The 13,337-nt window shown below is 73.1% G+C and carries 8 protein-coding genes; 7 read left to right on the forward strand and 1 reads right to left on the reverse strand.

Features of this window, described 5'->3' with window-relative positions; all coding sequences use genetic code 11:
- Nucleotides 1-65: 65 nt before the first annotated feature.
- The 5 genes from AB0M62_RS24515 to AB0M62_RS24535 all read left to right on the forward strand — a co-directional run bounded on the left by AB0M62_RS24515 (nt 66) and on the right by AB0M62_RS24535 (nt 8,263).
- A complete protein-coding gene (locus AB0M62_RS24515) occupies nt 66-1,403 on the forward strand; it encodes a hypothetical protein (RefSeq protein WP_366076426.1) in 1,338 nt (445 codons plus the stop codon).
- The gene (locus AB0M62_RS24520; protein ID WP_366076427.1) at nt 1,396-4,302 is read left to right on the forward strand and encodes a tetratricopeptide repeat protein; all 2,907 of its coding nucleotides are present in this window, start codon (nt 1,396-1,398) and stop codon (nt 4,300-4,302) included. Before AB0M62_RS24515 ends, AB0M62_RS24520 begins: the two co-directional genes overlap by 8 nt.
- 3 nt (nt 4,303-4,305) lie before the next feature.
- Nucleotides 4,306-5,712, forward strand: coding sequence for a protein phosphatase 2C domain-containing protein (locus AB0M62_RS24525; protein WP_366076428.1), 1,407 nt, complete (start codon nt 4,306-4,308; stop codon nt 5,710-5,712).
- Nucleotides 5,713-5,848: 136 nt separating this feature from the next.
- The gene (locus AB0M62_RS24530) at nt 5,849-7,210 is read left to right on the forward strand and encodes a VWA domain-containing protein (RefSeq protein ID WP_366076429.1); all 1,362 of its coding nucleotides are present in this window, start codon (nt 5,849-5,851) and stop codon (nt 7,208-7,210) included.
- Between the two features lie 48 nt (nt 7,211-7,258).
- Nucleotides 7,259-8,263: an FHA domain-containing protein gene (locus tag AB0M62_RS24535; RefSeq protein WP_366076430.1), complete on the forward strand. Its 1,005-nt coding sequence runs from the start codon at nt 7,259-7,261 to the stop codon at nt 8,261-8,263.
- Nucleotides 8,264-8,314: 51 nt separating this feature from the next.
- Here AB0M62_RS24535 and AB0M62_RS24540 read toward each other — a convergent pair whose 3' ends face one another.
- On the reverse strand, nt 8,315-9,283 hold the full coding sequence (locus AB0M62_RS24540; protein WP_366076431.1) for a methyltransferase domain-containing protein: 969 nt from the start codon (nt 9,281-9,283) through the stop codon (nt 8,315-8,317).
- Nucleotides 9,284-9,387: 104 nt separating this feature from the next.
- Here AB0M62_RS24540 and AB0M62_RS24545 point away from each other — a divergent pair, with 104 nt between their 5' ends.
- Nucleotides 9,388-9,792 carry a globin gene (locus tag AB0M62_RS24545; protein ID WP_366076432.1) on the forward strand — a complete coding sequence of 135 codons (405 nt, stop codon included), beginning with the start codon at nt 9,388-9,390 and terminating at the stop codon, nt 9,790-9,792.
- A gap of 164 nt (nt 9,793-9,956) precedes the next feature.
- Entirely contained in the window at nt 9,957-13,337 is a 3,381-nt protein-coding gene (locus tag AB0M62_RS24550) for an FtsX-like permease family protein (protein ID WP_366076433.1), read from the forward strand.

Genomic DNA, 13,337 nt, shown 5'->3' on the forward strand with positions numbered 1-13,337 from the left:
ACGGCAGTGCCAGCGGCAGTACCTACGGCGGCAACAACGTGGTCAGAGACTCGGAGGGGTGATCGATGGGCGGCGCGGGACCCTCCCCCGGCTTCGCGGGGGGACCACCGGGCTCGGTGATGGACCGGGACGAGGTGGACCGTGCGCTGGCTCGGCTCGGCGCGGAGCACGAGGCGATCGAGACCTCGCTACTCGCCCTCCAGGACCACGCGGGCCGCAGGCTCCTCGAAGGCGCCGAGCTGACCGGCACCACCAAGGACCGCTGGGCCGGGACCGAGCAGGCCGTCTCGCTGCTCTGGTCCTACTTCGACGCGTACACCGCCGCTCTCTCCGATGCCCGTGAGAAGCGCGCCAGGCGGCGCTGGCCCGCCCGCGAGGACCTGACCGAGCTGACCGAGCTGCTGCGCGGCCGCTGCGTCACAATCGCCGGCGGCACCTCCGGGCATGCCGCCCCCTCGATCACCGGCCCCGCAAAGCTGACCGAGCAGTTCACGCTCGAGGAGCTGGTCGGCCGGATGAACGAGCTGTACGCGCAGTCGCTGGACATGGTGGTGGCGGCGGACGCGGTGTGGTCCGCCCTGCCCGCCCGGATCGACCTGCTCGCGGCCGAGCTGCACCGCACCCGTTCGCTGGCGCACTCCGTCGGCGTACGGCCGGGCGAGCACCCCTCCGGTGACGACCTGGAGTCGATCACGCATGAACTGAGCGCACTGCGTGAGCAGGTGGTGTCCGACCCGCTGGCGTTCTGGGTGCCGGCGCCCCGCAGCTCGGCGCCCGGCGGCGGCCGCCCCGACACCGGGCGGTACGACCGGGCCGCGCGGGCCCTGGAGGACGTCCGGCGCGAGATCGAGGCGGTCCTCGACGTCCGCCAGGACGCCGAACAGCGGCTGCTGAGCCTGCGCGACGTCCTTTCCCGTGCCGACCGGACACTCTCCGAGGCACGGGCCGCACGTGGCGAGGTGCTGGCCAAGATCGCCGCCTCCGAGGTGCCCGCGGTCAGCGGCCCGCCTACCGCCCTGCAGGAGGAGCTGGCTACGGCGGCCGACTACCGCAGGCACGCGCAGTGGCACCGGCTCTCCCCGCTCCTGGAGTCCCTGGAGCGCCGCGCGGAGGACGAACTGATGCGTGCCCGTGAGTCGTTGACCGCGGTGACCGCACCGCTCGCGGTCCGTGCGGAGCTGCGCGGCCGCCTCGACGCGTACAAGGCGAAGGTCGCCAGACACGGCATGGCCGAGGACCCGCTGCTGATCGAGCGGTACGACGCGGCCCGGCGGATGCTGTGGAGCGCGCCCTGCGATCTGCGCGCCGCCGAGCAGGCGGTGCTGCGCTACCAGCAGGCCACGGCAGAAGTGCTGGTCCCGCGACAGTCCGGGCCCACCGACCGCAGGGGGAATCATGAGTGAGGCGGCGAACTGCCAGCGCCCCGGGTGCGAGGGTTCGTACGAGGACATGGGCGGCGGCGAGCTGTACTGCGGCACCTGCGGACTCGCCCCCGTCGTCTCGCCGAACGGCGCGGTGTCCTCCCCGCCGACCGGAATCACCGGCGGCCGGGGGCGCGGCAGCAACAGCAGTTCGGCGCGGAGCGGTTCACAGGCGTCCGCCCGCTCGTCCCGCTCCTCCTCCCGCTCCTCCCGTTCCTCCACCTCCCGGCGTTCGGTGTCCGGGCGGCTGTCCCGCTCGCTCTCCGGTGCCGCCAGTGCGCGCTCGGTCTCGGTGCGCAGCTCCGGCTCCACCACCGCGTCGTCCGGCCGCAACCGGCTCGGCGCCGGCCTGGTCGCCGTGCCCGAGGTGCCGAGGCCCGATCCGGCGGCGGCGGTCCTGGAGAACCCCGAGGTTCCCGAGCGGAAGCGATTCTGCTCGCGGTCGGACTGCGGGGCACCGGTGGGGCGCTCCCGCGGTGAGCGGCCGGGCCGCACCGAGGGCTTCTGCACCAAGTGCGGACACCCCTACTCCTTCGTGCCGAAGCTGCGCACCGGCGACATCGTGCACGGCCAGTACGAGGTGGCGGGCTGCCTCGCGCACGGCGGTCTGGGCTGGGTCTATCTCGCGTACGACCGGGCGGTCTCGGACCGCTGGGTGGTGCTGAAGGGGCTGCTCGACACGGGGGACCAGGACGCGATGGCCGCGGCGATCTCGGAGCGGCGCTTCCTTGCCGAGATCGAACACTCCAACATCGTGCGCATCTACAACTTCGTCGAGCACCTGGACCAGCGGACCGGCTCGATGGACGGCTACATCGTCATGGAGTACGTCGGCGGCAAGTCGCTCAAGGAGATCGCCAACGACCGGCGCGGACCCGGCGGCAGGCGCGATCCGCTGCCGGTCGAGCAGGCCTGTGCGTACGGTATCGAGGCGCTGGAGGCGCTCGGCCATCTACACAGCCGGAACCTGCTGTACTGCGACTTCAAGGTCGACAACGCCATTCAGCAGCAGGACCAGCTCAAGCTGATCGACATGGGCGCCGTCCGCAGGATGGACGACGACGAGAGCGCGATCTACGGCACGGTCGGGTACCAGGCCCCGGAAGTGGCGGAGGTCGGCCCGTCCGTCGCCTCCGACCTGTACACGGTGGCGCGCACGCTGGCCGTTCTGACCTTCGACTTCCAGGGGTACACGAACGTCTTCGTGGACAGCCTGCCGGACCCCGACAACATCGAGGTGTTCCGGACGTACGAGTCCTTCTACCGGCTGCTGGTCCGGGCGACCGACCCGGATCCTGCGCGGCGGTTCGCCTCGGCGCAGGAGATGGCAGAGCAGCTGACGGGTGTGCTGCGTGAGGTGGTGGCGCTCCAGACGGGCCGGCCGAGACCTCAGCTTTCCACGCTGTTCGGCCCGGAACTGAAGGTCACGGACACGGAGTTGTTCGCCGAGCTGACGGGCGACGTCTCGCGGCTCGGTGCGCGTACCGCCCCCGCACGCGGGCTCCTCGGCCGCAGGGGCGCGCGTGTGAGCGGGACTGCGGCCACCGCACTGCCGCCGGGCGCGATCCCGGCCCAGGGCGCGGTGGGCGGCGGAGCGTACGCCGGATCCCCGTCCTGGCCCGCGGCCGGGCCCGGCACTCCGTACGGGGCGGGCGCCGTCGGCGCGGCCGCGACGCACGCCGCAGGCAGGGCGGTCGGTACGACCGGCGGGGCGTACGCCCCGGGCAGCGCGCCCTCGGGCGCGGAGCCGGGAGCGGGCACCAACGCGGCGTACGGCGGCGGGGCGCCCGTCGCGGCCTACGTTCCCGGCGCACACGGCGGCCAGACCACCGGCGTCGCGGGGGCTGTCGGCACGGCAGCCGCTCCCGGCGCCCCGGCGAGCCTCACCCACGCACCCACGCAGACGTCTCTGCCGGTGCCCGGCGCCATCGGCGCACCCCCGTACGCGCACACCTACCTCGCCCCGCTCGACGCGCGGGCAACCTCGCTCGCGCTGCCCGTGCCCCGCGTCGACCCGAACGATCCGAACGCGGGGTTCCTCGCCGGACTCATGGCTTCCGCGCCGGCCGAACTGATAGCCGCCCTGCAGTCCGCGCCCGCCCACTCGGTGGAACGCCGGCTGCGTGAACTTCGCGCCAGGCTGGAGATGGGCGAACTGGTGTCCGCCACCAGGGCGCTGGAATCCCTGGAGGCCGACCACCCGGACGACTGGCGGGTGGTCTGGTACCGCGGCATTGCCTCCCTGGTCACGGAGGACAACGAGATCGCGGCGCTGTCATTCGACGCGATCTACGACGCCTTCCCGGGCGAGCCCGCGCCGAAGCTGGCGCTCGGCGTGTGCGCCGAGGTCCTCGGCCAGCTGGACAACGCGGCCGAGTACTACCGCCTGGTCTGGGCGACCGACCCCAGCTATGTGAGCGCCGCCTTCGGCCTCGCGCGGGTGCAGCTGGCCGCAGGGGACCGGGCGAGCGCCGTACGGTCCCTGGAGTCCGTACCGGAGGCATCGATCCACTACACGGCGGCGCGTATCGCCGCCGTACGGGCGCGGCTGCGTCAACGTGCCGCACACGACCCGCTGCTGGACGATCTGACCGCGGCCGCGGGCCAGGTGGAGGCCCTGCAGCAGTTCGGCCTGGATGCCGTACGCCGCGAGCGGTTGTCGACCGAGGTTCTGGGGACGGCGCTCGACTGGGTACTCTCCGGGAGCCGGGGGGCGCGTCCCGTACAGACGGCGCTGCTCGGCAGCCAACTGGACGAGCGGGGCCTGCGCTTCGGTCTGGAGCGCTCGTACCGCGTCCTCGCCCGGCTTGCACAGCGTGGCGAGGAAAGGATCGAACTGGTGGAGCGGGCCAACCGCTACCGCCCCCGGACGTGGGTGTGATTGATGTCGCGGATGCACCAGCTGTCTGCCTGCCCCAGCTGTGAGGAACCGCTGGAGGAGGGTGACAAGTTCTGCGGTGTCTGCGGGTACGACCTGTCGGCCGTCCCGCAGCCGCCCGGCGATCAGCCCACCGTCGCCCTCAACGGGACGGGAGCGCGCGCCCCGGTGGAGTGGCCGGACGCACCGGCGGCAGGCAGTTCCGGCACCGCCGCGCCGGTGCACCGGCCCGCCGACCTCCCTGGCACCGATTCGGGCGGGAACGAACTCCCGTCGGCGGTGAGGTTCGACGGGCCGCCCGCCCCGGCCTCGCCGTCCGCACCCGGATCGCCGTCTACCCCGGACGAATACCCGCTGGCCGCGCCCGCCCCGGACGAGTACGCGCCGGCGGCGCCGGCTCCAGCACCCGCGCCACCGACCGTCCCGGCCCCCGCGTCCGCCGCCGACCCGCGGACCGCCGTGCCCGGGTCGCCGGCGGCCGGTACGGCCTCGGGCCCGGTCTGTGTGGCCTGCCGCGCGGGCCGTGTCGACGACGACGGGTACTGTGAGAACTGCGGTCACGCCCAGCCGCGCGAGCGGGACCACATGGAGCAGGAGCTCGGCGCCGTCGCGGCGGTCAGCGACCGCGGACTGCGCCACCACCGCAACGAGGACGCCTTCGCGGTGTCCGCCACCGCCCTGCCGGACGGCTCCCCCGCCGTCGTTGCGATCGTCTGCGACGGGGTGTCTTCGGCGAGCCGTCCCGACGAGGCCTCGGCCGCCGCGGCGAGCGCGGCGAACGAGTCCCTTCTTGCCGCCCTGGCACGTGGCACACACCCGCAACAGGCCATGCACGAGGCGATCGTAGCCGCCGCGGAGTCGGTCAACTCCCTTGCCCAGGCGCAGACCGCCGCGCTGGAGCACGACCCGCACCGGCACCAGAACGCGCCGGCCTGCACGCTCGTCGGCGCGATCGTGGCCGGCGGGCTGCTGATCGTGGGCTGGGTGGGTGACAGCCGCGCGTACTGGGTGCCCGTCGACCGTACGGTCCCGCCTGCCCGGCTGACGGAGGACGACTCCTGGGCCGCGCAGATGGTCGCGGCGGGTCTGATGAACGAGGCCGAGGCGTACGCCGACGAGCGCGCCCACGCGATCACGGGCTGGCTCGGCGCCGACGCGTACGAACTGGAGCCACACACCGCCTCCTTCAAGCCGGACCGGCCGGGCGTCGTGGTGGTGTGCACGGACGGCCTGTGGAACTACGCGGAGGGGGCGGAGGAGATGGCGCGGGTGCTGCCGGCCGATTCCCACCAACGGCCCCTGCACAGTGCGCAGGTGCTGGTCGGTCACGCCCTGGACGGCGGGGGCCACGACAACGTAACAGTGGCGGTGCTGCCGTTCCCCGTACCGCCGCAAGGGGCAGGATCGGCCTGAACGAACCGTCCCCCGCCGGGCGGTGGCCCGTCATGGATCGTCACAGTTCCCGGGAACCATTTGTCTACTTGTCACTAGCGCATCACCAGCCGGCATCAGTCGCTGCAAGCATGCGGAGCCTCAAGGAGCCGATTCGATGGCCAACTTCTCCAAGTCCCACGTGCCGCAGTTTTCCGTCGAGGTGTACCAGAACGAGTACCTGCCCGAGGGCGGCCGCGAGGTCAACGCGATCGTCACCGTCACCTCCACCGGTGGCGGCACCAGCGGTGGCGTGCCACTGACCGGCGCCGGCGCCTCGCCGTCGTCCATACCCGGCCAGGCACCCGGCGCAGCCGTGGTGGTCATGGTCGACTGTTCCGGTTCGATGGACTACCCGCCGACCAAGATGCGCAATGCCCGCGACGCGACCGCAGCGGCGATCGACACCCTGCGCAACGGCGTGACCTTCGCCGTCGTCGGCGGCACGCACGTGGCCAAGGAGGTCTATCCCGGCAACGGCCGGCTGGCCACGGCCGACGACCGGACCCGCGCCGAGGCCAAGGACGCTCTGCGCAAGCTCAGCGCGGGCGGCGGAACCGCCATCGGGACGTGGTTGCGGCTCGCCGATCGGCTGCTCGGCACCGCCGATGTCCCGATCCGGCACGGCATCCTGCTCACCGACGGCCGTAACGAACACGAGTCCCCCGAGGACCTGCGGGCAGCCCTCGACGCCTGCGCGGGCCGCTTCACCTGCGACGCACGTGGTGTCGGTACGGACTGGGAGGTCAAGGAGGTCACCGGCATCGCCTCGGCACTGCTGGGCACCGCCGACATCGTCGCCGACCCGTCGGGCCTGGCAGCGGACTTCACGCAGATGATGGAGAACGCGATGGGCAAGGAGATCGCCGATGTCGCACTGCGCCTGTGGACGCCGGTGGACACAAAGATCAAGTTCGTCAAGCAGGTGGCGCCCACGGTCGAGGAGCTGACCGACCGCCGCACCGAGGCGGGCCCGCGGGCCGGCGACTACCCCACCGGCTCGTGGGGGGACGAGTCACGCGACTACCACGTCTGCGTACAGGTGCCGGAGGCCGGCATCGGCCGGGAGATGCTCGCCGCCCGGGTCTCGCTCGTGCTGCCCGATCCGTCCGGTGGCGCCCCGCAGACACTGTCGCAGGGTCTTGTACGGGCCGTGTGGACCGACGACATGGTGGCGTCCACCTCCATCAACCCCCAGGTCGCCCACTACACAGGTCAGGCCGAACTGGCGCAAGTCATCCAACAAGGCTTGGACGCCCGCAAGTCGGGCGACTTCGACGGAGCGACGGCCAAACTCGGCCGCGCCGTACAGCTCGCCGGAGCCTCCGGGAACGAGGACACCGCGAAGTTGCTGGCGAAGGTGGTGGACGTCGTCGATGTGGCGACGGGTACTGTGCGGCTGAAGGCGAAGGTCGCGGACGCGGACGAGATGACCCTCGAAACGCGCTCCACCAAGACAGTTCGCGTAAAGAAGTCCTGATTTGCGGTCCCGGTGAGGGACCGGACATGGAGAGGGGGAAGTGCCGACATGCCGACCTGCCCGAACGGACACCAGTCGGGTTCCGACGACTGGTGCGAGGTCTGCGGCCATCGCATGGCCGGTGCGGGTGCGCCCTCCGGCGCCATGCCGCCGCCTCCCCCGCCGCCGCCGCCCGCTCCCGGATATGACGGCTACGGCTTCCCGCCCGCCGGTGGCGAGCCCACCGCGCAGGCCGAGCTGTGCCCGCAGTGCCGCACCCCGCGCGAGGCCATGGCCCCGTTCTGCGAGGAGTGCCGGTACAACTTCCTGACGCACACGGCGACCTCTTACACCCCGGTCGCCCCGCCGCAGCAGCCCGGTCTGAATCTACCGCCCGGCTTCCAGTCCCAGCCGCAGCAGCCGCCGCGGCCGCCGGACCCGTACGAGTACCAGAGTTCGCGCCCCTCCCAGATGAACCGACCGGCCGAACCGCTGATCCCGGAGCACCCGGCGCCGTACGAGCCCGTGCCGGGCCCCCCGCCGGCGCCCGGCTACCAGCAGCAGCCACCGCAGCAGCGCCGGCAGCAGGACGGCGACGACGACTGGATGCTGCCGCCGCCGGTGCAGCAGACGCCTCAGCCTCCGCAGCAGCAGCAGTACCAGACGCCCGCGGGCTGGGCGGCGACGATAGCGCCGGACCGTGAGTACTTCATGGCCATGATGCAGCGCAGCGGACCGGACGCGGCGGGCCTCAACCTGCCCGCGTACTCACCGGAACAGCACCTTCCGCTAACCGGCAACCAGATCACGATCGGCCGCCGCCGGCACTCCACGGGCGAGTCCCCCGACATCGACCTGTCCGTACCGCCGGAGGACCCGGGTGTCTCCCACCAGCACGCCGTCCTGGTACAGCAGCCGGACGGCACCTGGGCCGTGGTCGATCAGAACTCCACCAACGGCACCACCGTCAACGGCGCGGAGGACCCGATCCAGCCCTACGTCCCGGTCGCGCTGAAGGACGGCGACCGCGTACATGTGGGCGCCTGGACGACGATCACGGTCCGCCGGGGCTGACGCCCGCGCCGAGGCCCGGGGGGCCGGGGCTGGAGCCGGGGCTGGGCTCTCTCAGCCCGCCGGCGGGCCCAGTGGCCAGGCGTACGGGCCCTGCGGGTCGTCCAGCCAGGCCCACTGGCTGGTCGCCGTCACCGTCACCCCGAAGCGTTCCCGCCCGGGGCGGTTCTCGCGGCGCCACAGCGAGAGCGCCTCGTGCGGGTCCAGCGTGCCCGCGGTCAGCGTGAGCAGGAAGCGGAACAGCTCGTTCTCCAGCGCCTGCCGCGGCAGCCCGCCCACGTAGGGCGGAACCGTTCCGGCCGCACCTCCGCGCAGCGGAACAAAGTAGGCCGAGGTGTGCAGGAAGCGGCCCTCCGCGGAGGCCGCGTCGCGGACCCGGAGTGCGATCAGGCCGGTGGACAGCGGCGCGAGGATGCGTGCTCCGGGCCGGCACTGGCCGAGCCAGGCGTGCGGAACGGCAGGGATCGTGCAGGTCGCGATGATGCGGTCGAAGGGGGCACGCGACGGACAGCCGCGGGAGCCGTCGCCGGTGACCACCGCCGGGTGGTACCCCGCGGCGGCGAGGTGACGGCGGGCCGACTCCGTTATCTCGGGGTCCAGGTCGACCGTGGTGACGAGGTCGTCCCCGAGCCGGTGGCAGAGCAGCGCCGCGTTGTATCCGCTGCCGGCGCCGATCTCCAGTACCGCGTCCCCGTCCCGTACCTCCAGCTCCGCCAGCATCCGGGCCATCAGCGACGGCTGGCTGCTGGACGAGACCAGCTCACCGTCCCGCAGCCGGGTGGCGACGGGGGTGTCCGCGTACGCGCCCGTGAGCCAGCGGGCCCGCTGCTCGGGGTCGGGGTCCTCGGCCCAGAGCCGCTCGTAACCGCCCTGCCGGCCGATGTAGTAGTACGGGACGAACAGATGCCGCGGCACCGCCTCGAACGCCGCCCGCCAGGCCTCGTCCGACAGGGCCCCGGTGGCCGCGATCTCCCGTACCAGCGCGGCATGCGCCGCTTCCTGCGCGTCCAGGTGTGCACCCATACCTCCACTCTGCTGCGTGGGAGTCGGGTGGGCGAGTAGTCGGGACGAGTCCTGATTCATCCGGGGGCCGCCGTCCCTCGCGGCGCGTCTGAGACGATGGAGGCGTGAAAGAGATTCCGCGCGGGACGCTTCAGGAGCAGACCTTCTACGAGCAGGTCGGCGGCGAGGAGACCTTCCGGCGCCTGGTTCACCACTTCTACCGGGGAGTCGCATCGGACCCGCTGCTGCGGCCCATGTACCCGGAGGAGGATCTGGGCCCGGCCGAGGAACGCCTCGTCCTCTTCCTCATCCAGTACTGGGGCGGCCCGCGCACATACAGCGACAACCGCGGCCATCCCCGCCTGCGCATGCGGCACGCGCCGTTCACCGTGGACAAGGCCGCCCACGACGCGTGGCTGAAGCACATGCGGGCGGCGGTCGACGAGCTGGGGCTCTCGGCCGAGCACACGCGTGAGCTGTGGAACTACCTGACCTACGCCGCCGGCTCGATGATCAACACCGACAGCTGACCTCAGCGACGAGCATCGACGGATTCCGGTGACCGCTCGCCGGAGTCCGGTCACGATCGGATCAAGTCCGCCCTGCAAGCGGTTTCCTCAGGCACGTGTCTCTGACAACATCCGAAAAGGCTTTCGGAGGACGCAGGCACGGGTCAGGAACGGCTGGGGGACGGGTGACCGGGTTCGTATTCCTGCGGGTACGCGCGCACCGGCTCCTGCTCACCGCGGCACTGCTCGCGGTGCTGCTGACCACCGCCGTACTCGCCACCCTGGCCTCCTTCTCCGGCTCCATCGGCGACGCCGGGCTTCGGCACTCGCTGCGTCACCGGGATGCGGCCTCCGCCGCGCTGCTGATCCAGGCAGCGGTTCCCACCGAGAAGCGGGAGGCGGCGGACCGGGCGGTGCAGGACCGGGCCCGGCAGGTCTTCGACGGGCTGCCGGTGACCCTGCGCAAGCTGGAACGTTCCGGCCCGTATGCCCTGCCGCGCGGCCTCCAGCCACCCGCCGCCCGCAAGGGCGAGCCCGACCTGACGCTGCTGGCGGCGCTGGACCGTTCGCGGGTACGGCTGACCCAGGGCACCTGGCCCGCCCCTGACGTCGGGGGCGGAGCGGTGGAGGTCGCGCTGCCCGAGGCCGCGGCGCGGCAGTTGAAGCTGAAGCCCGGCGGGCCGGCACTGACGCTCGCCGACCGACTGGGCGGCCCGCCGGTAAGAGTCAGGGTCACGGGCGTCTACCGGCCCACCGACCGGGCCGATCCGTACTGGCAGTTGGACGATCTCGGTGGCCGCGGCATCCGCACGGCCGTCTTCACCACGTACGGGCCGCTGCTCGCCGATCCCGCTCTCCTCGCCTCCGACGGGATCACCGAGGGCGAGGTGTCCTGGCTGGCCACGGCCGACTTCTCGACGGTGACCGCGGACCGGATCGGGCCGCTGCGCGAGGCGGCCTCGACGGCCCAGAAGACCCTGGGCGCCCATGAAGCCTTCGCCTCCGGGGTCGTCGCGAAGACCTCGCTGCCCTCGGTGCTCGACCAGGCCGCACGGGCGATGCTGGTGTCCCGTTCCACCCTGCTGATCCTTTCCCTCCAACTGGTGCTGCTCGCCGCGTACGCGCTGCTGCTGGTGGCCCGGCTGCTCTCCGCCGAGCGGGCGGGCGAGACGGCACTGCTGCTGGCCCGCGGCGGTTCACGGCGCCGCGTTCTGGTCCTCACCGCCGTCGAGGCGGTTCTGCTGGCGGCGCCGGCCGGAGTCTGCGCACCGCTGCTGGCGGGACCACTGACCCGGTTCCTGGCCGGCCAGGGCTCGTTGTCCAGAATCGGTCTGCACCTGGACACGGCTGCCACCGTGGACATCTGGCTGGTCGGCGCGTCGGTCGCGGTGGGGTGCGCGGCGGCGGTCGTGGCCCCCGCCCTCGGCGCGGGTCGCGCGGCGCGTGGCCGGGCGAGTGCGCTCCCCGCACCCCTGCGCGCCGGGGCCGATGTCGGGCTTCTGGTGATCGCCGCGGTCGCGTACTGGCAGCTGGACCGGCAGACGGCGAGTACCGGGGCGCTGAGCGGCGACCGGGCGGGCCGGCTCGGGGTCGATCCGCTCCTGGTCACCGCCCCGGCGCTGACGCTGCTGGCCGGCACGGTGCTCACGCTGCGACTGCTGCCGCCTCTCGCCCGGCTCGCCGAGCGCCGCGCGGCCGGAGGCCGGGGGCTGCCGGCTGCGCTCGCCGGCTGGCAGTTCAGCCGCCGGCCGCTACGCGGCGCGGGGCCGGTGCTGCTGCTCGTACTGGCCACGGCGATGGGCATGCTGGCGATCGGGCAGGGCGCGTCCTGGGACCGATCGCAGGACGACCAGGCCGACTTCCGCGCGGGCACTGCGATACGCGTACAGAGCAGTCGTACGGCCGAGTTCGGACAGGGCGGCTCCTTCGACGGCATGCCGGGTGTACGCTCCGTGGCCCCCGCGGCCCGGACCAGCCTCCCCCTGTCGGGCGACCGTTCGGCGACGGTGCTCTCCCTGGACACCCGGCGCGCCGAGGCCGGCCTCCTGCTGCGCGAGGACCTCGCCGACAGTGGTCCGGCCCGGCTGACCGCCGCGCTGCGGCCGGAGAAGGAGACCCGCGCCGGCATCCTGCTGCCGGCCGACGCCCAGGGGCTGCGTATCTCCCTCACCCTCGCGCCCACGACCGGGACCTCCACGGCCACCGGCACCGTGAGCGTCATGCTGGAGGACCGCTACGGTCTCCCCCACCGCATGCCCGCGGGCACGCTGCGTGCCGACGGACTCGGGCACACTCTCACCCTGGACCTCGCGCGGGCCGCCGGAGCTCCGGCAGGAAAACCCGCGGGCCCGCTCGAGGTGACCGGCCTGGACGTGGACGTCCCGCAGCCCTTCGAGCGCAGCGAGACGCACCGGCTGACGGTCGACGCACTGGACGCCCTCACCGCTTCCGCCGCCGACCGGAACGGCGGCAGGGGCACGGACCCCGCAATCGGCGGCCCCGGCGACGCGCCTCGGCGGCTCCCCGTACCCGCGGGACTCGCGTGGACAGGCCGGACCACGACCAACCACGAGGCACTGTTCGGCACTTCCGGACCGCCGATCGTCCTGCGGCCCGTCGCCCGGTCCTCGGCCCCGCTGGATGTCACGTACGCCACCGGGCGGTCCGTTCTCAGTCCGGACGACGAGTACGCCGTCGCGCTCACCACGGTCTCGGTCCGGGTGGCCCGTCCGAAGGCCCCACTGCCCGCGGCCCTCGCCACCGACCGTTTCCTGCGGTCCAGCGGAGCCGAGGTGGGCTCCCGGGTGGAGATCCAACTGGCAGGAGAGGCCGTACAGGTGGAGATCGCCGGGACACTGCGCCGGCTGCCCACCACCGGGCCCGGCACAGACCCGACAGTCCGGTCCGCCGGCCCGGAGACCGACGGCGGCGGGCTGCTCCTCGATCTGTCGGCGGTGAACCGGCTGCTCGGCGAACAGGCGGGCGCCTCGCTGCCGGCCACCGAGTGGTGGCTGAGCACCGGTCCCGGGGCGGCCGGCAGCGTCGCGGCCCAGCTGCGCGAACGGCCGGACATCGACCCCGCCCAGGTACTCGTACGGGACGAGATCGCCGCGGAACTCTACGACGACCCGCTGGGCGCGGGCCCCCAGTCCGCGCTGCTCGCCGTGGCGGTGGTCGCCGCCGCGCTGGCCGCGGTCGGGTTCGCCGTCGGCGCCGCCGGATCGCTGCGCGAGCGCTCGGCGGAACTGGCCGTGCTGAGGGCTCTGGGGACCCCGCCACGGCAACTGGCCCGGCTGATGGCCGCCGAGCACTCCCTGCTGATCGGGCTCGCGCTGGTGGTGGGAGTGGTGCTGGGTGCGGTGCTGACCCGGGCCGTCGTGCCGTTGACCGTGCTGACCGGGCAGGCCACCCAGCCCGTCCCCTCCGTGCTGGTGGAACTGCCGGCGGGCAGGGTCGCCGCACTGCTCGCCGGGGTCGTCGCCCTGCCGCTGCTGGTTGTCGCGGCGATCGCCCTGCGCCGTGGGGACACCGCGGCGACTCTGCGCGTCCAGGGAGGCGGTCACTGA

It is taken from the genome of Streptomyces sp. NPDC051219 (genome assembly GCF_040682335.1).
Classification (GTDB): domain Bacteria; phylum Actinomycetota; class Actinomycetes; order Streptomycetales; family Streptomycetaceae; genus Streptomyces.